Raw genomic sequence first — 17,413 nt, forward strand, 5'->3', positions numbered from 1 at the left:
ACGACCGTGTATTGGATGGAGACCGGATGGCAGAAAGTGATGAAAGTTTGATTGAAGCGGTAAAGAAAGTTGTCATCGCAGAGCTAGATCCAGCAGGAGCGATTGCGAGCATGCAGCAGAAAGTTGCAAATGCGTCCCAAAAAACAGAAGAGAATAAAGAAGCTGTTGAACGTATTGAAAAATTGACAAATATAATGATTTTGATGGCCATTTCAACAGACGGTGGTATGAGACAAGATTTGTATGACGAAATAGCAAATCTACTCCCTCATTTATCGCCAGGAGTAAGGTATACTGACGGAAGTATTGTTTCAATGGGTTATCCATTCGACACGAATGCTAAGTGGCCGAAAAACAAGATGACAATCTTTAAATTACAAATGCAGAAGTCAGAAGGTTATACATATAAGGGTCAGACAGTCTCCGACATGTTACAACAGGGCGTTCTTACGATGATCATGCCACGTATTGATTAGAAAGGAGAGTGTATGCCAGGATATGAACGATTTCTTGTACAGATCTTCATCACCCTTATCCCTGTCATTGGTCTTTATTTTTCGATGAAAGATAAAGCAACCAAACAAGAGAATCGTCTTACGATTTTGGAGAAAGACATCGAAAATCTGAACGAATTCAAGACATCAGCCAACAAACGGCTCGATAACCACGATGAACAGAACAAGGCTATCTTAGTCCTAGCTGAGCAAGTAAAATCGCTTGGCGAGGATGTGAGAGAGCTTAAAAGCTTAATTCAAAACAAACAACAATAAAAGGAGAAACTCAAAATGATTAACTGGAAATTGCGCTTGCAAAACAAAACAACACTCATTGCTCTTCTTGGAGCAATCTTCCTTATGGCCCAACAATTCGGGCTTGAAATCCCCAAAAATATTCAAGAGGGTGTGAACACATTCGTTTATATCCTTGTCTTGATTGGTGTTGTCAACGACCCAACAACTGCAGGAATTTCTGATAGCAAACGTGCTCTTGAATACTACGAACCAAGCGAAGATTAGGAGAGAATAATGAAGAAAAACGACTTATTCATCGATGTATCTAGCCACAATGGATACGATATTACAGGTATCTTGGCTGACATGGGTACACAGAATACTATTATCAAAGTTTCTGAAAGTACAAATTATCTAAATCCTTGCTTGTCTGCTCAAGTGGAGCAATCCAATCCTGTTGGATTTTATCACTTTGCTTGGTTTGGTGGTGACATCGAAGAAGCTGAGCGAGAGGCACGCTACTTCCTTGATAATGTCCCCCAAAAAGTAAAATACTTGTGTCTTGACTACGAAGATCACGCTAGCGGAGATAAACAGGCAAATACAGATGCTTGTATTCGCTTTATGGAAATCCTCAAAGAAAATGGCTATGAGCCAATCTATTACAGCTACAAGCCATTCACGCTCAATAATATCTATTATGAGCAGATTCTTGCGAAATTCCCAAACAGCCTTTGGATTGCTGGGTATGGTTTGAATGATGGTACAGCTGATTTTGAATATTTCCCATCCATGGACGGGATTAGATGGTGGCAATACTCTTCAAATCCGTACGACAAAAACATTGTTTTACTAGATGACGAAGAAGCTAAACCCAAATGGAAAAAGAATGATACCGGATGGTGGTATGAATACCATGACGGATCCTACCCAAAAGAAGAATGGGAAAAGATCGATGGTACCTGGTACTACTTCAACGAGAGAGGGTATTCAATAGCTTCTCGCTGGTTGAAGGATGATGGAAAGTGGTACTATCTCAAAGAAAATGGCGCCATGGCCACTGGTTGGGTGCTTGTGAACGGTAAATGGTATTATCTTGATGCTTCAGGAGCAATGGTCACTGGCTGGGTTCAATATAAGGACAAACTATATCATCTCAAAGAAGAGAATGGAGCAATGTCTTCAGAAGAACTTGTTAAAGTTGAAGGTGGCTGGTACTACGTCAACGAAGATGGAAGCCGCTCAGACAAACCAGCGCTTGATGTATTACCTGATGGACTAATTGTTACTACAAAATAATTTTTTTAAAATAGAAAGGAAATTTTCTAAAATATTGTTCTAATTGTTTAACCGCAGGCTTATGCTTGCGGTTTTTTGTTTGCTCCAAAACAAAACGTGGTATAATATAGATAGATATTCTTAAATCTATCTACCTACTTTCAAACACTAGCCCCCACTAGTGTTTTTTGTTTTACAAGGGGCAAAAAAGGGGCAAAAATGCCGTAAAATGTCGTTAGTCCACGTAAAAATCTTGTATATGATTATTATTTTCACTTGATTTTAGTGCATATTGTAAATGATTGTATCATAGCGTATCTTCATAAGTTGTTGTGTGCTCTTTTTTCGTGCTTTTTTCGAATAAATAAGATAAAATAGCCTAGAATAAATGATAATAGAAAAGAGAAAAATATGAAAATTCGTGGTTTTGAATTGGTTTCGAGTTTTACAGATGAAAATTTATTGCCCAAGCGTGAGACAGCTCATGCGGCTGGCTATGACTTAAAGGTTGCCGTGCGTACGGTGATCGCGCCAGGAGAGATTGTCTTAGTTCCGACAGGGGTTAAGGCTTATATGCAACCAACTGAGGTCCTCTACCTTTATGATCGCTCTTCAAACCCTCGTAAAAAGGGCTTGGTTTTAATTAACTCAGTTGGGGTTATTGATGGGGATTATTATGGCAATCCCGGGAATGAGGGACATATCTTTGCTCAGATGAAAAATATTACGGACCAGGAAGTAGTTCTTGAAGTTGGGGAACGTGTGGTTCAGGCTGTCTTTGCGCCTTTCTTAATTGCGGATGGAGACGAGGCAGACGGTGTTCGGACAGGTGGATTTGGTTCGACTGGGCACTAAGATGAAAATTATATTTGTACGTCATGGAGAGCCAGACTACCGTGAGTTAGAGGAGTGTTCCTACACTGGCTTTGGATTAGATTTGGCTCCTTTGTCTGAGAAAGGAAGGCGACAAGCTCAGGAACTTTGCCAAAATCCTTTGCTTGGCTCAGCTTATATACTGGTGTCTTCTGCAGTAACTAGGGCTTTAGAAACTGCATCTTATGTGGTTCGTGCTACTGGCCTTCCTTTGAGAGTAGAACCCTTATTGCATGAATGGCAGGTCTATGAAACAGGTATAGAGAACTTTGAAAAAGCACGTACTCTGTTTTTAGAAAACAAGGGGGAGTTGCTTCCTAATAGTCCTATTCAGTATGAGACAGCTGAAGAGATGAAGGCGCGTTTTTTGGAAACTATGATAAAGTACCGAGACTACCAGACAGTGCTAGTGGTAGCTCATCGAATGCTCATGCGCCAATTTGTACCAGACGAGAAGATTGATTTTTGCCAAGTAATTGAGTGTGAGGTAGAGATTTAGAAAGAGGTTTATCATCGCAAAGAAAAAAGCGACATTTGTATGTCAAAATTGTGGGTATAATTCCCCTAAATATCTGGGACGTTGTCCTAACTGTGGGTCTTGGTCTTCTTTTGTAGAAGAGGTTGAGGTTGCCGAGGTCAAGAATGCGCGTGTGTCCTTGACAGGTGAGAAAACCAAGCCCATGAAACTGGCTGAGGTGACTTCCATCAATGTCAATCGAACCAAGACGGAGATGGAGGAATTCAACCGTGTACTTGGAGGCGGAGTGGTACCAGGGAGTCTCGTCCTTATCGGTGGGGATCCAGGGATTGGGAAATCAACCCTTCTCTTACAAGTATCGACTCAGCTGTCCCAAGTAGGGACTGTTCTCTATGTCAGTGGGGAGGAGTCTGCCCAGCAGATTAAACTCCGTGCAGAGCGCTTGGGGGATATTGATAGCGAGTTTTATCTCTATGCAGAGACCAATATGCAGAGTGTTCGCGCAGAAGTAGAAAAAATTCAGCCAGACTTCCTCATTATTGACTCCATCCAGACTATTATGTCTCCTGAGATTTCAGGGGTGCAGGGGTCTGTTTCTCAGGTGCGTGAGGTGACCGCTGAGCTTATGCAGCTGGCTAAGACCAATAACATTGCCATCTTTATCGTAGGGCATGTGACCAAGGAAGGGACCTTGGCTGGTCCGCGTATGTTGGAGCATATGGTGGATACGGTGCTTTACTTTGAAGGGGAGCGCCACCATACCTTCCGTATTTTGAGGGCAGTCAAAAACCGTTTTGGTTCCACTAATGAGATTGGGATTTTTGAGATGCAGTCGGGTGGATTGGTTGAGGTACTCAATCCGAGTCAAGTTTTCCTAGAGGAGCGTTTGGATGGGGCTACTGGCTCGTCAATCGTTGTGACCATGGAAGGGACTCGTCCGATTTTGGCGGAGGTTCAGGCTTTGGTAACACCAACCATGTTTGGAAATGCTAAGCGTACGACGACTGGACTTGATTTCAATCGTGCAAGTCTGATTATGGCTGTTTTGGAAAAACGAGCAGGGCTTCTCTTGCAAAATCAGGATGCCTATCTCAAATCTGCTGGTGGCGTGAAATTGGATGAGCCTGCTATTGACTTAGCCGTTGCAGTGGCTATTGCCTCTAGTTACAAGGACAAGCCTACCAATCCTCAGGAATGTTTTGTGGGTGAACTGGGCTTGACCGGAGAAATTCGGCGCGTGAATCGCATCGAACAACGTATTAATGAAGCGGCAAAACTGGGCTTTACCAAGATTTATGTACCCAAGAATTCCTTGACAGGAATCACTCCACCCAAGGAAATTGAAGTCATTGGTGTGACAACGATTCAAGAAGTTTTGAAAAAGGTCTTTGCATAATCCGTGACAAATCCTCTTAAAAATGATAAGATAGGAGAAATATTTGACTATCAAATTTTTGAGGAGGGAATCGTGTCGTATTTTGAACAGTTTATGCAAGCCAATCAGGCTTATGTTGCTCTACATGGGCAGTTAAATCTGCCACTTAAACCCAAAACCAGAGTAGCGATCGTGACCTGTATGGACTCACGTCTACACGTTGCGCAAGCTCTAGGTTTGGCTCTTGGGGATGCTCATATCTTGCGGAATGCGGGTGGTCGAGTAACTGAGGACATGATTCGTTCACTGGTGATTTCCCAGCAACAAATGGGGACAAGAGAGATTGTGGTGCTTCACCATACAGATTGTGGAGCTCAAACCTTTCAAAATGAAAGTTTTCATGAACATTTGAAACACGAGCTCGGAGTCGATGTGTCTGATCAAGATTTTTTACCATTCCAGGATGTGGAAGAGAGTGTGAGAGAGGATATGCAATTGCTTCGAGAATCTCCACTGATTCCTGATGATGTGGTTATTTCAGGTGCTGTCTATGATGTGGATACAGGAAGTATGAGAGAAGTATACTAACTTTGTCTCGAAAAAATTTCATCCTAGCATAAAATCGATTGTTAAAATGTAGGATTTTCAGGTTTAATATAGCTAATATAAAATAGTATAAAACAAGGGTATAAATGTTTACTCTTGTTTTATTTTTGATTGAAAAATAAAGGAAAAAGCGCTACAATGGTAGATGGAAAATGTTGTGTAAAAACAAGTGATACATAAATACCGGAGGAAATCATGTCTTTTTCTGATTTAAAGCTGTTTGCCCTTTCTTCTAATAGAGAATTGGCAGAGCGTGTGGCGCAAGAAATTGGGATAGAGTTGGGGAAATCGACTGTTCGCCAATTTTCAGATGGGGAGATTCAGGTCAACATTGAAGAATCAATCCGTGGAAAACACGTCTTTATCCTACAATCAACTAGTTCACCTGTAAATGATAATTTACTTGAAATTTTGATTATGGTGGACGCATTGAAGCGTGCTAGTGCAGAATCTGTCAATGTTGTTATGCCTTACTATGGCTATGCACGTCAGGATAGAAAAGCGCGCGCGCGTGAGCCAATCACAGCAAAACTCGTTGCAAACATGCTAGAAGTTGCTGGGGTAGATCGTTTGTTGACGATTGATTTGCACGCTGCACAGATTCAGGGATTCTTTGATATTCCTGTAGATCACTTGATGGGTGCTCCATTGATTGCGGACTATTTTGAACGTCGTGGCATGGTTGGCTCTGACTACGTGGTTGTCAGCCCAGACCATGGTGGGGTGACTCGTGCTCGTAAATTGGCAGAATTTTTGAAAACTCCGATTGCGATTATTGACAAGCGCCGTAGTGTAGACAAGATGAATACCAGTGAAGTGATGAACATCATTGGTAAGGTAGAAGGTAAGACTTGTATTTTGATTGACGATATGATCGATACAGCTGGAACTATTTGTCATGCGGCGGATGCTCTTGCTGAAGCAGGTGCTGTTGAGGTTTACGCAAGCTGTACGCACCCAGTTCTTTCAGGACCAGCTATGGACAATATCCAAAAATCAGCTATTAAAAAATTGGTTGTTTTGGATACTATCTACCTACCAGAAGAGCGTTTGATTGATAAGATTGAACAAATTTCGATTGCTCATCTTCTGGGCGATGCTATTATTCGTATCCACGAAAAACGTCCTCTTTCTCCCCTATTTTGTATTGAGAAAAAGATTTAATCTTTCACTTGAAGTAGACAGAACTCCTAGCAGGTTTCTTTTCTTGCTAGGAGATTTTTATAGTCAAAATCTGCAAGCCTTTTCAAAATGTGCTATACTGAGAAAAAAGGAGGATTTCTATGAGTCAAGAATTTATCAATCCAAGTGATGGTGTGATCCGTCAGTATCTGGAGACCAGTAAAACGTTAGCGGTAGTGGGCTTGTCTGACCGTGAGGAAACAACTAGTAATCGAGTAACTAAGGAAATGCAGGCTCGGGGTTATAAAATCATTCCAGTTAATCCCAAGGCTGCAGGTGGGGAAATCTTAGGAGAGAAGGCTTATGCGAGTCTAGCTGAGATTCCTTTTCCTGTCGATATTGTCAATGTTTACCGACGTAGCGAGTTTTTACCAGATGTGGCGCGTGATTTTCTCAAGGCTGATGCCAAGATTTTTTGGGCGCAACTAGGTCTAGAAAGTCTAGAAGCAGAAGAAATTTTGCGTGCTGGAGGATGCGACGACATCGTGATGAATCGCTGTATCAAGAGAGAACACACACGCTTAATTCTTGAACAATAAAAGGTAGCCAGTAGGCTACCTTTTTGTATTATAAAGTACCAATCAATGCTTGCATGCCAAGACTGGTGAGGATGATGGCAATCCAGCAAAGTGCTCCAAGAAGAATGGATTTACCGCTGGATTTGACCATAGCTACTAGATTGGTTTTGAGACCGATAGCACTCATGGCCATAATAATGAGGAATTTGGAGAGTTGTTTGAGAGGGGTAAAGAAGCTACTAGACACACCGAGAGAGGTAAGGAGAGTCGTTAAGAGAGAGGCCAGGATAAAATAAAGGATAAAAAGTGGGAAGACTTTTTTTAGTTGGAAACCCTGGCTATTTTTTTGCTGGCGACTTTGCCAGTAGGAGAGAAAGAGCGTGATGGGAATAATAGCCAGAGTTCGTGTGAGTTTGACAATGGTTGCAGATTCGAGGGTATTGGTCTGATAAAGACTGTCCCAGGCACTGGCGGTAGCCGTTACAGAAGAAGTATCGTTGACTGCAGTTCCTGCAAAGAGGGCGAAGCCGTCATTGGATAGGTGAAGCCAGGTTCCTAGAGTTGGAAAGATGAGCGCAGCCAAGACATTGAAGAAAAAGATAACGGAAATGGCTTGGGCAACTTCTTTTTCCTTGGCATGGATAACGGGCGCTGTCGCAGCAATGGCAGAGCCACCACAGATAGAAGAACCCACTCCAATCAAGGTAGCCAGTTTTGTGTCTAGCGCAAAGAAACGCTGGAAGAGGTAGGCAACGATTAAGGAAATCGAAATGGTGGAAAGGATGACGGGGAGTGAAGATTGTCCAACTGCGAAGACTTGCGAGATATTGAGACCAAAACCGAGTAAGATAACGGCATACTGGAGCAATTTCTTGGAACTAAAGGTCAAACCTGCATCTAGTTGTTTGTAGGGTGAGAGCCATGGGTGGAGGAGCATTCCAGCAAAAATTGCAAAGACAGGTGCACCCACGACGGGGAAAAATCCTCCCAGAAACCAAGATACGATAGAAATGAGAAGGCAGGCCAAGATGCCTGCTCCATTTTTTGATAAAAGTGACATATAAACCTCCGAAAATAAGCACTTATTATTATAGTCCTGTCAAGAAGAAAAGTAAAACAGAAAGTGAAAAATGCGGGTTTCAGATGGATTTTGCGGTCAGGGAGCTTTTGTAGTATAATAGTACTATGTTCTGTAAGCAAGGGGGATATCTATGGACTTAACCAAGCGCTTTAATAAACAGTTAGACAAGATTCAAGTTTCCTTGATTCGCCAGTTTGACCAGGCTATTTCGGAGATTCCTGGGGTCTTGCGTTTGACCTTGGGGGAACCTGATTTTACAACGCCAGTTCATGTCAAGGAGGCAGCCAAGCGAGCCATTGACCAGAACCAATCCTACTATACAGGGATGAGCGGTTTACTGACCTTGCGCCAGGCTGCTAGCGACTTTGTAAAAGAAAAGTACCAGCTAGATTATAATCCTGAAAATGAAATCTTGGTTACAATTGGGGCAACAGAGGCTTTATCTGCTACTTTGACAGCTATTTTGGAAGAGGGGGACAAGGTGCTCTTGCCAGCTCCTGCTTATCCAGGCTATGAACCGATTGTCAATCTGGTTGGGGCAGAGATTGTCGAGATTGATACAACTGAAAATGGTTTTGTCTTGACTCCTGAGATGTTGGAAAAGGCCATTTTGGAGCAAGGGGACAAGCTCAAAGCAGTTATTCTCAACTATCCAGCCAATCCGACAGGAATTACCTATAGTCGGGAGCAGTTGGAAGCCTTGGCAGACGTTTTACGCAAGTATGAGATTTTTGTTGTCTGTGATGAGGTTTACTCAGAATTAACCTATACAGGCGAAGCCCATGTATCTCTGGGAACTATGCTGAGAGACCAGGCTATTATTATCAATGGCTTGTCTAAATCGCATGCTATGACTGGTTGGCGTTTAGGCTTTATCTTTGCTCCTGCAGCTTTCACAGCTCAGTTAATCAAGAGTCACCAGTATTTGGTTACTGCTGCAAATACGATGGCTCAGCATGCTGCGGTGGAGGCTTTGACCGCTGGTAAAAACGACGCAGAGCCTATGAAGAAGGAATACATCCAGCGTCGTGATTATATCATCGAAAAGATGACTGCTCTTGGTTTTGAGATTATCAAACCAGATGGGGCCTTCTATATCTTTGCTAAGATTCCAGCGGGCTACAATCAAGATTCCTTTGCTTTTCTGAAGGATTTTGCTCAGAAGAAGGCCGTTGCCTTTATCCCTGGTGCCGCCTTTGGACGTTACGGAGAGGGCTATGTGCGTCTGTCTTATGCAGCCAGCATAGAAACGATCAAAGAGGCCATGAAACGACTTGAGGAGTATATGAGAGAAGCATGATTCAGTCTATCACGAGTCAAGGCCTCGTACTCTACAATCGTAACTTTCGTGAGGATGACAAGCTAGTCAAAATTTTTACCGAGCAGGCGGGCAAGCGTATGTTTTTCGTCAAACACGCTGGCCAGTCCAAACTAGCTCCTGTTATTCAGCCTTTGGTGTTGGCACGATTTCTCTTGCGCATCAATGATGACGGGCTTAGCTACATCGAGGACTACCATGAGGTGATGACCTTTCCAAAGATTAATAGTGATCTCTTTGTCATGGCCTATGCTACCTATGTGGCAGCTCTTGCAGATGCTAGTTTGCAGGATAATCAGCAGGATGCTCCCTTGTTTGCTTTCTTGAGGAAGACTCTGGAGTTGATGGAAGCAGGGATAGATTATCAGGTTTTAACCAATATTTTTGAAATTCAAATCTTGACTCGATTTGGAATCAGCCTTAATTTTAATGAGTGTGTCTTTTGCCATCGGGTGAATCAGGCCTTTGACTTTTCTTTCAAATATGGAGCCTGCCTCTGTCCAGAGCATTATCATGAGGATGAGAGACGTTGCCATCTCAATCCCAATATCCCTTATCTGCTCAATCAATTTCAAGCCATTGATTTTGAAACCTTGGAGACCATTTCGCTTAAGGCCGAAATCAAGCAAGACTTGCGCAAGTTTATGGATCAACTCTACGAAGAGTATGTTGGGATTCACCTAAAATCAAAGAAATTCATTGATTCCCTGGCAGACTGGGGACAATTACTAAAAGAGGAAGACAAATGAAAAAAATCGCAGTAGATGCTATGGGGGGCGATTATGCACCTCAAGCCATCGTTGAGGGTGTCAACCAAGCCCTTGCTGACTTTTCAGATATTGAGATTCAACTTTACGGAGACGAAAGTAAAATCAAACAATATCTAACAGCCGCAGAGCGTGTCAGCATCATCCATACAGATGAGAAAATTGATTCCGACGATGAGCCGACAAAAGCTATCCGTAAGAAGAAAAATGCCAGCATGATATTGGCGGCTAAGGCAGTCAAAGAGGGAGAGGCAGATGCTGTTCTTTCCGCAGGAAATACAGGTGCCTTGTTGGCAGCAGGATTCTTCATCGTGGGTCGTATCAAGAATATCGACCGACCTGGACTTATGTCAACATTGCCAACTATAGATGGAAAAGGCTTTGATATGCTGGACCTCGGTGCCAATGCAGAAAACACTGCCCAGCACCTCCATCAATACGCTGTTCTCGGCTCCTTCTATGCCAAGAATGTTCGTGGGATTGCAAAACCACGTGTTGGTTTGCTTAACAACGGAACAGAAAGCAGCAAGGGAGACCCGCTTCGTAAGGAAACCTACGACTTGCTAGTAGCTGATGAAAGTTTGAATTTTATCGGAAACGTGGAAGCGCGTGATCTGATGAATGGCGTTGCGGATGTTGTCGTGACAGATGGTTTCACGGGAAACGCAGTGCTCAAATCTATCGAAGGGACAGCTATGGGGATCATGGGCTTGCTCAAGACAGCTATTACAGGTGGCGGTCTTCGAGCTAAACTAGGTGCTCTTCTCCTTAAAGATAGTCTCAGAGGTTTGAAAAAACAACTCAACTATTCAGATGTTGGAGGGGCGGTCTTGTTTGGTGTTAAGGCCCCTGTGGTCAAGACTCATGGCTCAAGTGATGCCAAGGCTGTGTACAGTACGATTCGCCAGATTCGTACCATGCTAGAAACAGACGTAGTTGCTCAGACTGCGCGTGAATTTTCAGGAGAATAACAGATGACAAACAAAGAAATTTTTGATCGTATCGTGACCATTATCCAAGAAAGACAGGGAGAAAACTTTGTCGTAACAGAAGCCTTAAGTCTGAAGGACGATCTTGATGCAGATTCAGTGGACTTGATGGAGTTTGTCTTGACGCTAGAAGATGAATTTGGAATCGAAATCAGCGATGAGGAAATTGACCATCTTCAAAGTGTAACAGATGTAATTGAAACCATTAAAGGTAAAATATAGCCAAAAGCAACATGCAAGTCATGTTGTTTTTTTATTTGCAGAAAAAAGAAAAACGTTAAAATTTTTAGTAGAAATTGCGAATAAAGAGACGAGAAAGAAAAAGGAGGAACGTTTATGTATGTTACCGGTTTTTATCCCTGGTTCATTAAGTGGTTTTTAAAATAAAAATGAATAAGTTGCTCATTTTCGAATTGTTTTTCGAATAGATAGGTAAGAAGAAAAGGAAGGAGACTACGCGATGTATTTACCAATCTTATTGCCATGGTTGATCAAATGGTATTTAAAATAAATGAAATTTACCTGTTCATTTTAAATCACTTCTCGAATAGATAAGTGAGAAGAAAAGGAAGGAGAGAAGAAAATGATTTCAGTAATTTACCCAATCTGGCTATTTAAGTGGCTTAGAGGTTAAAGATTAAATATATAGAAAAAATAAGGAGAAAAAAGATGACAAACTTTGACAAAATGGAACAGAACTTTGTAGCTCTTACTGAAGAAGAGTTGATGGATGTGGATGGGGGAGCATGGCCGATTGTAGCTTGGGTGATTGCTAATCCTGTGACAGCAGCTAAAATTGCTGGTGGAATTACTGCAGTAGGAATTGCAGGTTATAATTATGTGACGGGTAGATGGTAATAGAAGGAGGAGATGATATGGAAAAATCTATTTTAGAATTTGAAACAATGACTGATACGGACTTGCAGGAAATTCAAGGGGGAGCCTTTCCCCTTCTTATCCCTGTGGCAGTCGGTTTTGTAAAAGGATTTGTATATACAGGTGGAGCTATTTTAACAACTCGAGCACTCTTTTCAGGTAAATAGGAGTCTGCTATGAAAAAAATCTTATTAGGATTTGCTGAGGGGTATTTTGTCGTATCGATCATTCTTTATATCGCAACGTATATGATTGTGAAAAATCCGATCAATACCCTGTTTTATCCAGAAACCTATCCAATTCTGCTTGGTCTGTTTTATGTAGGATACAAGTACAAAACAAAAGAAAGTACGATTGGGAATTGATGGACCATCAGATTGGAGTTTGAGATGAAAGTTGTTCAATTACTAGGAAACACTTGGCCAGAGACCACTGTATTATTTAGCTCGATGGCTTATCTAATTATTAGAATCGTGGCTAACGTAAACAAAATAAATCTACCTACGATTTCCTTGTTTTTAGTGGTTTTTATTTTACTGTGTCGGGGCCAAGGAGAAAGAAAAGGAGAATAGAATGAATAGGATTGTAAAATATGTTCTACTATTCACTTTCCTATTTTTGATGAATATTTTCATCTTTGGGATACTAGCAACTCTTGGATTTCAAGTAACAATGAGTGAAAATAGTTATATGGTGCCCCCGGTGTTTGCGTTTATCGTTTTATACACTATTCACAAAAGAAGTGGGAAATGTAAGAAATCTCTGTAATTGAATATTTTAGGCAGGACTCTTGTTCTGCCTCTTTTCTTTGACAAAAAGTGCTGTTTAGGCGTGGATATTGTTTTTTCAGAAACAATTCCCTTATTTCTTCTTCGTTTGGTTAAAATAATCTTACAAAGTTTTTAAGAGATTGTTAGAAAAAAGGAGATAGATATGAAATTTGGGAAAAGACACTATCGTCCCCAGGTGGATCAGATGGATTGTGGCGTGGCTTCCTTGGCTATGGTCTTTGGCTACTACGGTAGTTATTACTCCTTGGCTCATCTACGAGAGTTGGCCAAGACGACTATGGATGGGACGACTGCTTTGGGTGTTGTAAAGGTAGCAGAGGAGCTTGGCTTTGAGACGCGTGCTGTCAAGGCGGATATGACGCTCTTTGACTTGCCAGATTTGACCTTTCCCTTTGTGGCCCATGTGCTCAAGGAAGGGAAGCTGCTCCACTACTATGTGGTGACAGGTCAGGATAAAAAGCACATTCATATCGCCGATCCAGATCCCAGTGTTAAGCTGACCAAGATTTCCCGTGAGCGTTTTGCGCAAGAATGGACAGGGGTCAGTCTCTTTATGGCGCCATCTCCAGACTATAAACCCCATAAGGAGAAAAAACAGGGACTCCTATCCTTCTTGCCAATATTATTCAAACAACGTGGCTTAATTGCCAATATCGTCCTAGCGACACTCTTGGTGACCCTGATTAACATTGTAGGTTCTTATTATCTGCAGTCTATCATTGACAGTTACGTACCAGACCAGATGCGCTCGACACTGGGTATTATCTCTATTGGGCTGGTTATCGTCTATATCCTCCAGCAGATTTTGTCTTATGCGCAGGAATACCTCTTACTTGTTCTGGGTCAACGGTTGTCCATTGATGTGATTTTGTCCTACATCAAGCATGTTTTTCATCTGCCGATGTCCTTTTTCGCGACACGCAGGACAGGAGAAATCGTATCTCGTTTTACAGATGCCAACAGTATCATCGATGCGTTGGCGTCGACCATTCTGTCGATTTTCCTAGATGTGTCGACGATTTTGATTATCTCGCTGGTCTTGTTTTCACAAAATATGACACTCTTTTTCATTAGTCTGCTTGCGCTTCCCATCTATACAGTGATTATCTTTGCCTTTATGAAGCCTTTTGAAAAGATGAATCGGGATACCATGGAAGCTAATGCGGTTCTGTCTTCTTCTATCATCGAGGACATCAACGGTATTGAGACCATTAAGTCTTTGACCAGTGAAAGTTCACGCTATCAAAAGATTGATAAGGAATTTGTGGCTTATCTGAAAAAATCCTTTACCTACAGTCGGGCAGAAAGCCAGCAAAAGGCACTGAAAAAAGTTGCCCAGCTCCTGCTCAATGTTGCTGTTCTCTGGCTGGGAGCTATTCTGGTCATGGATGGGAAAATGAGTTTGGGTCAGCTGATTACTTATAACACCCTGCTTGTTTATTTTACCAATCCTTTGGAGAATATCATCAACCTGCAAACCAAACTTCAGACAGCGCAGGTCGCCAATAACCGTCTAAACGAAGTGTATCTAGTAGCTTCGGAGTTTGAGGAGAAGAAAACGGTAGAAGATCTGAGTATGATGAAGGGAGAGATGACCTTCAAGCAGGTTCACTATAAGTATGGCTATGGTCGTGACGTCTTGTCGGATATCAATTTGACCATTCCGCAAGGGTCTAAGATGGCTTTTGTGGGGATTTCAGGGTCAGGAAAGACCACCTTGGCCAAGATGATGGTTAATTTTTACGACCCAAGTCAAGGAGAGATTAGTCTGGGTGGTGTCAATCTCAATCAGATTGACAAAAAGGCCCTGCGCCAGTATATCAACTACCTGCCTCAACAGCCCTATGTCTTTAACGGAACGATTTTGGAGAATCTTCTTCTTGGAGCCAAGGAGGGGACGACACAGGAAGATATCTTACGGGCGGTTGAATTGGCAGAGATTCGGGAGGATATCGAGCGCATGCCACTGAATTATCAGACAGAATTGACTTCGGATGGGGCTGGAATTTCTGGTGGTCAACGGCAACGAATCGCTCTGGCGCGTGCTCTCTTGACAGATGCGCCTGTTTTGATATTGGACGAGGCGACCAGCAGTCTGGATATTTTGACAGAGAAGCGGATCGTGGATAATCTCATGGCTTTAGATAAGACCTTGATTTTCATCGCCCACCGCTTGACCATCGCTGAGCGGACAGAAAAGGTTCTTGTTTTGGATCAGGGCAAGATTGTCGAAGAAGGCACCCATGCAGACTTGCTTGCTAGAGGTGGCTTTTACGCCCATTTGGTGAATAGCTAGAAAGAGGAGAAGATGAAACCAGAATTTTTAGAAAGTGCGGAGTTTTATAATCGTCGTTATCATAATTTTTCCAGTCGGGTGATTTTACCTATGTCACTTCTGTTCGTGTTTTTACTGGGATTTGCAGTTTTTGCAGAGAAGGAGATTAGTTTGTCTACTAGGGCCACTGTCGAACCTAGTCGGATCATTGCCAACATCCAGTCGACCAGCAATCAACGGATTGTGGCAAATTATCTGGAAGAGAACAAGTTGGTCAAGCAGGGGGAACTACTCGTTGAGTACCAGCAAGGGGCGGAAGCTGTTCAAGCTGAAGCATACGCCAATCAGTTGGAGATGTTAAAAGATCAAAAAAAGCAGTTGGGTTATTTGCAATCCAGTTTGAAAGAGGGGAGTGATCAATTTCCAGAGGCGGATAAGTTTGGATATCAGGAAATGTTTCGAGACTATCTCAGCCAAGCTAGTAGTCTTAGGAGCAATGTTTCGCAGCAAAATGCCAACATCTCCTCGCAGAATGCGGCAACAAGTCAGAGTCAGGCCGAGATTGGCAACCTTATCAGTCAAACACAGGATAAAATTCGAGATTACAAAACAGCTAAGTCAGCGATTGAAACAGGGGCTCAACTGGATAGTCAAAATATAGCCTACTCATTTTATCAGACCTATAAAAACCAAGGTGAAGAAGATCCGCAAGCTAAATCGCAAGTTATTGCACAGGTGGATGCACAAATTACCCAGCTAGAGTCTAGTTTAGCTACTTATCGTGTGCAGTATGCGGGTTCTGGAGCTCAACAAGCCTACGCAACGGGACTGGATAGTCAACTTGAATCCCTCAAGTCTCAGCACCTAGTCAAAGTCGGTCAGGAATTAACCCTTTTGGATCAGAAAATTTTGGAGGCAGAGTCGGGTAAGAAAGTCCAAGGAGGTCTGCTGGACAAGGGAAAAATTACAGCAAGTGAGGATGGGGTGCTTCACCTTAATCCTGAAACCAGTGATTCTACCATGGTTGCAGAGGGGACATTGCTAGCACAACTCTATCCATCCTTGGAAAAAGAAGGGAAAACCAAACTCACAGCCTATCTCAGTTCAAAAGATGTTGCTAGAGTCAAAATTGGGGACTCTGTACGTTATACTACGACTAATGATGCGAAGAATCAAATTTTCCTGGATTCCACGATTACAAGTATTGATGCGACAGCTACCAAGACTGAACAAGGGAATTTCTTTAAAATTGAGGCGGAGACCCATCTGACTTCTGAGCAGGCTACAAAACTTCGCTATGGTTTAGAAGGTCGTCTACAGATGATTACAGGGAAGAAAAGCTATCTCCGTTATTTTTGGGATCAATTTTTAAATAAAGGGTAATATTCGTGTTTTTCAGAGGATAAATGATTTTAAAACTGTAAGAAGAGTTCATCTTGCAGTTTTTCTTTACGCTTAAAATAGGAAAACGTTATTTATTCGTAAAAACCTTGAATTTTTCATGCTTTTGTGGTAGAATGTGCTCAAGTAAAACGAAAGGCGAACTTTAAAATGTCAAAACAACTGATCTATTCGGGAAAAGCCAAGGATATCTATACAACTGAGGATGAAAATCTCATTATTTCAACTTACAAGGACCAGGCAACTGCCTTCAACGGTGTCAAGAAGGAGCAGATTGCGGGTAAGGGAGTGTTAAATAATCAGATTTCATCTTTTATTTTTGAGAAATTAAATGCGGCTGGTGTAGCGACTCACTTTGTGGAGAAGCTTTCGGATACGGAACAGCTCAATAAAAAAGTTGAGATTATTCCTTTGGAAGTTGTGCTCCGCAACTACACGGCTGGTTCCTTTTCAAAACGTTTTGGCGTAGAAGAAGGTATTGCATTTGAGACTCCAATTGTCGAATTTTACTATAAAAATGATGATTTGGATGATCCCTTTATTAATGATGAGCATGTGAAATTCCTAAAAATTGCGGATGACCAGCAGATTGCTTACTTGAAGGAAGAAACCCGTCGTATCAATGAGCTCTTGAAGGATTGGTTTGCTGAGATTGGTCTCAAATTGATTGACTTTAAGCTAGAGTTCGGTTTTGACAAGGATGGCAAGATTATCTTGGCAGACGAGTTTTCACCAGATAACTGCCGTTTGTGGGATGCGGATGGCAACCACATGGACAAGGATGTTTTCCGTAGAGGTCTCGGAGAATTAACAGACGTTTACGAGATTGTCTGGGAAAAGTTGCAAGGTTTAAAATAACACCTTCAAGGTCGTT

22 protein-coding genes are annotated in these 17,413 nt (G+C 42.2%); 21 read left to right on the forward strand and 1 reads right to left on the reverse strand.

Annotated features, from left to right (window positions below; genetic code table 11):
* Positions 1-26 precede the first annotated feature (26 nt).
* The 10 genes from M1G01_RS08655 to M1G01_RS08700 all read left to right on the forward strand — a co-directional run bounded on the left by M1G01_RS08655 (position 27) and on the right by M1G01_RS08700 (position 7,062).
* Complete coding sequence (locus tag M1G01_RS08655; RefSeq protein WP_247931633.1) at positions 27-476, forward strand: hypothetical protein; 450 nt, start codon at positions 27-29, stop codon at positions 474-476.
* Positions 477-488: 12 nt separating this feature from the next.
* Entirely contained in the window at positions 489-770 is a 282-nt protein-coding gene (locus M1G01_RS08660) for a DUF7365 family protein (RefSeq protein WP_036756718.1), read from the forward strand.
* A 15-nt stretch (positions 771-785) separates the two neighbouring features.
* Positions 786-1,016: a phage holin gene (locus M1G01_RS08665; protein ID WP_247931634.1), complete on the forward strand. Its 231-nt coding sequence runs from the start codon at positions 786-788 to the stop codon at positions 1,014-1,016.
* Positions 1,017-1,025: 9 nt separating this feature from the next.
* A complete protein-coding gene (locus M1G01_RS08670; protein WP_247931635.1) occupies positions 1,026-2,030 on the forward strand; it encodes a GH25 family lysozyme in 1,005 nt (334 codons plus the stop codon).
* Positions 2,031-2,420: 390 nt separating this feature from the next.
* Positions 2,421-2,864, forward strand: a complete 444-nt coding sequence (locus M1G01_RS08675; RefSeq protein ID WP_000701988.1) for a dUTP diphosphatase — start codon at positions 2,421-2,423, stop codon at positions 2,862-2,864.
* Between the two features lies 1 nt (position 2,865).
* Positions 2,866-3,381 carry a histidine phosphatase family protein gene (locus M1G01_RS08680; protein ID WP_227945945.1) on the forward strand — a complete coding sequence of 172 codons (516 nt, stop codon included), beginning with the start codon at positions 2,866-2,868 and terminating at the stop codon, positions 3,379-3,381.
* Positions 3,382-3,394: 13 nt separating this feature from the next.
* Positions 3,395-4,756: a DNA repair protein RadA gene (gene radA / locus M1G01_RS08685; protein ID WP_223332321.1), complete on the forward strand. Its 1,362-nt coding sequence runs from the start codon at positions 3,395-3,397 to the stop codon at positions 4,754-4,756.
* Positions 4,757-4,828: 72 nt separating this feature from the next.
* Positions 4,829-5,323, forward strand: coding sequence for a beta-class carbonic anhydrase (locus M1G01_RS08690; protein WP_002876632.1), 495 nt, complete (start codon positions 4,829-4,831; stop codon positions 5,321-5,323).
* Between the two features lie 213 nt (positions 5,324-5,536).
* The gene (locus M1G01_RS08695) at positions 5,537-6,505 is read left to right on the forward strand and encodes a ribose-phosphate diphosphokinase (protein WP_000010174.1); all 969 of its coding nucleotides are present in this window, start codon (positions 5,537-5,539) and stop codon (positions 6,503-6,505) included.
* A gap of 119 nt (positions 6,506-6,624) precedes the next feature.
* Positions 6,625-7,062 carry a CoA-binding protein gene (locus tag M1G01_RS08700; protein WP_000076495.1) on the forward strand — a complete coding sequence of 146 codons (438 nt, stop codon included), beginning with the start codon at positions 6,625-6,627 and terminating at the stop codon, positions 7,060-7,062.
* 28 nt (positions 7,063-7,090) lie between these two features.
* Here M1G01_RS08700 and M1G01_RS08705 read toward each other — a convergent pair whose 3' ends face one another.
* Positions 7,091-8,101, reverse strand: coding sequence for a YeiH family protein (locus M1G01_RS08705; protein ID WP_247931636.1), 1,011 nt, complete (start codon positions 8,099-8,101; stop codon positions 7,091-7,093).
* Between the two features lie 151 nt (positions 8,102-8,252).
* Here M1G01_RS08705 and M1G01_RS08710 point away from each other — a divergent pair, with 151 nt between their 5' ends.
* The 11 genes from M1G01_RS08710 (at position 8,253) to purC (ending at position 17,397) form a co-directional block, all read left to right on the forward strand.
* Complete coding sequence (locus M1G01_RS08710) at positions 8,253-9,422, forward strand: pyridoxal phosphate-dependent aminotransferase (RefSeq protein WP_247931637.1); 1,170 nt, start codon at positions 8,253-8,255, stop codon at positions 9,420-9,422.
* Positions 9,419-10,189, forward strand: coding sequence for a DNA repair protein RecO (gene recO, locus M1G01_RS08715; protein WP_049519180.1), 771 nt, complete (start codon positions 9,419-9,421; stop codon positions 10,187-10,189). The genes M1G01_RS08710 and recO overlap by 4 nt, the downstream gene beginning before the upstream one ends.
* Positions 10,186-11,178: a phosphate acyltransferase PlsX gene (gene plsX / locus M1G01_RS08720; RefSeq protein ID WP_049479243.1), complete on the forward strand. Its 993-nt coding sequence runs from the start codon at positions 10,186-10,188 to the stop codon at positions 11,176-11,178. The genes recO and plsX overlap by 4 nt, the downstream gene beginning before the upstream one ends.
* A gap of 3 nt (positions 11,179-11,181) precedes the next feature.
* Positions 11,182-11,418, forward strand: coding sequence for an acyl carrier protein (locus M1G01_RS08725; protein ID WP_000182270.1), 237 nt, complete (start codon positions 11,182-11,184; stop codon positions 11,416-11,418).
* 447 nt (positions 11,419-11,865) lie between these two features.
* Positions 11,866-12,054 (forward strand): class IIb bacteriocin, lactobin A/cerein 7B family, encoded by a 189-nt coding sequence (locus M1G01_RS08730; RefSeq protein ID WP_000180817.1) that lies wholly within the window; start codon positions 11,866-11,868, stop codon positions 12,052-12,054.
* A gap of 17 nt (positions 12,055-12,071) precedes the next feature.
* Positions 12,072-12,239 carry a bacteriocin gene (locus M1G01_RS08735; RefSeq protein ID WP_000415688.1) on the forward strand — a complete coding sequence of 56 codons (168 nt, stop codon included), beginning with the start codon at positions 12,072-12,074 and terminating at the stop codon, positions 12,237-12,239.
* 9 nt (positions 12,240-12,248) lie between these two features.
* On the forward strand, positions 12,249-12,437 hold the full coding sequence (locus tag M1G01_RS08740) for a hypothetical protein (protein WP_049479242.1): 189 nt from the start codon (positions 12,249-12,251) through the stop codon (positions 12,435-12,437).
* A gap of 208 nt (positions 12,438-12,645) precedes the next feature.
* Complete coding sequence (locus M1G01_RS08750) at positions 12,646-12,840, forward strand: hypothetical protein (protein ID WP_001080063.1); 195 nt, start codon at positions 12,646-12,648, stop codon at positions 12,838-12,840.
* A 165-nt stretch (positions 12,841-13,005) separates the two neighbouring features.
* Positions 13,006-15,159, forward strand: coding sequence for a peptide cleavage/export ABC transporter (comA, locus tag M1G01_RS08755; RefSeq protein WP_247931638.1), 2,154 nt, complete (start codon positions 13,006-13,008; stop codon positions 15,157-15,159).
* A 12-nt stretch (positions 15,160-15,171) separates the two neighbouring features.
* Positions 15,172-16,521, forward strand: coding sequence for an HlyD family secretion protein (comB, locus tag M1G01_RS08760; RefSeq protein ID WP_247931639.1), 1,350 nt, complete (start codon positions 15,172-15,174; stop codon positions 16,519-16,521).
* A gap of 168 nt (positions 16,522-16,689) precedes the next feature.
* Positions 16,690-17,397, forward strand: a complete 708-nt coding sequence (gene purC / locus M1G01_RS08765) for a phosphoribosylaminoimidazolesuccinocarboxamide synthase (protein ID WP_000043288.1) — start codon at positions 16,690-16,692, stop codon at positions 17,395-17,397.
* The last annotated feature ends 16 nt before the right edge of the window (positions 17,398-17,413 follow it).

Source organism: Streptococcus oralis, from assembly GCF_023110055.1.
GTDB lineage: Bacteria > Bacillota > Bacilli > Lactobacillales > Streptococcaceae > Streptococcus > Streptococcus oralis_BY.

Bases quoted from the DNA above. Each gene is read 5' to 3' on its own strand.
- M1G01_RS08680 (WP_227945945.1), top strand. From the start codon at position 2,866: ATGAAAATTATATTTGTACGTCATGGAGAGCCAGACTACCGTGAGTTA.
- M1G01_RS08670 (WP_247931635.1), top strand. From the start codon at position 1,026: ATGAAGAAAAACGACTTATTCATCGATGTATCTAGCCACAATGGATAC.
- M1G01_RS08660 (WP_036756718.1), top strand. From the start codon at position 489: ATGCCAGGATATGAACGATTTCTTGTACAGATCTTCATCACCCTTATC.
- comB (WP_247931639.1), top strand. From the start codon at position 15,172: ATGAAACCAGAATTTTTAGAAAGTGCGGAGTTTTATAATCGTCGTTAT.
- M1G01_RS08695 (WP_000010174.1), top strand. From the start codon at position 5,537: ATGTCTTTTTCTGATTTAAAGCTGTTTGCCCTTTCTTCTAATAGAGAA.
- comA (WP_247931638.1), top strand. From the start codon at position 13,006: ATGAAATTTGGGAAAAGACACTATCGTCCCCAGGTGGATCAGATGGAT.
- M1G01_RS08705 (WP_247931636.1), bottom strand. From the start codon at position 8,101: ATGTCACTTTTATCAAAAAATGGAGCAGGCATCTTGGCCTGCCTTCTC.
- M1G01_RS08675 (WP_000701988.1), top strand. From the start codon at position 2,421: ATGAAAATTCGTGGTTTTGAATTGGTTTCGAGTTTTACAGATGAAAAT.
- M1G01_RS08740 (WP_049479242.1), top strand. From the start codon at position 12,249: ATGAAAAAAATCTTATTAGGATTTGCTGAGGGGTATTTTGTCGTATCG.
- M1G01_RS08710 (WP_247931637.1), top strand. From the start codon at position 8,253: ATGGACTTAACCAAGCGCTTTAATAAACAGTTAGACAAGATTCAAGTT.
- M1G01_RS08700 (WP_000076495.1), top strand. From the start codon at position 6,625: ATGAGTCAAGAATTTATCAATCCAAGTGATGGTGTGATCCGTCAGTAT.
- M1G01_RS08665 (WP_247931634.1), top strand. From the start codon at position 786: ATGATTAACTGGAAATTGCGCTTGCAAAACAAAACAACACTCATTGCT.
- M1G01_RS08655 (WP_247931633.1), top strand. From the start codon at position 27: ATGGCAGAAAGTGATGAAAGTTTGATTGAAGCGGTAAAGAAAGTTGTC.
- M1G01_RS08730 (WP_000180817.1), top strand. From the start codon at position 11,866: ATGACAAACTTTGACAAAATGGAACAGAACTTTGTAGCTCTTACTGAA.
- M1G01_RS08725 (WP_000182270.1), top strand. From the start codon at position 11,182: ATGACAAACAAAGAAATTTTTGATCGTATCGTGACCATTATCCAAGAA.
- purC (WP_000043288.1), top strand. From the start codon at position 16,690: ATGTCAAAACAACTGATCTATTCGGGAAAAGCCAAGGATATCTATACA.
- M1G01_RS08735 (WP_000415688.1), top strand. From the start codon at position 12,072: ATGGAAAAATCTATTTTAGAATTTGAAACAATGACTGATACGGACTTG.
- plsX (WP_049479243.1), top strand. From the start codon at position 10,186: ATGAAAAAAATCGCAGTAGATGCTATGGGGGGCGATTATGCACCTCAA.
- M1G01_RS08750 (WP_001080063.1), top strand. From the start codon at position 12,646: ATGAATAGGATTGTAAAATATGTTCTACTATTCACTTTCCTATTTTTG.
- recO (WP_049519180.1), top strand. From the start codon at position 9,419: ATGATTCAGTCTATCACGAGTCAAGGCCTCGTACTCTACAATCGTAAC.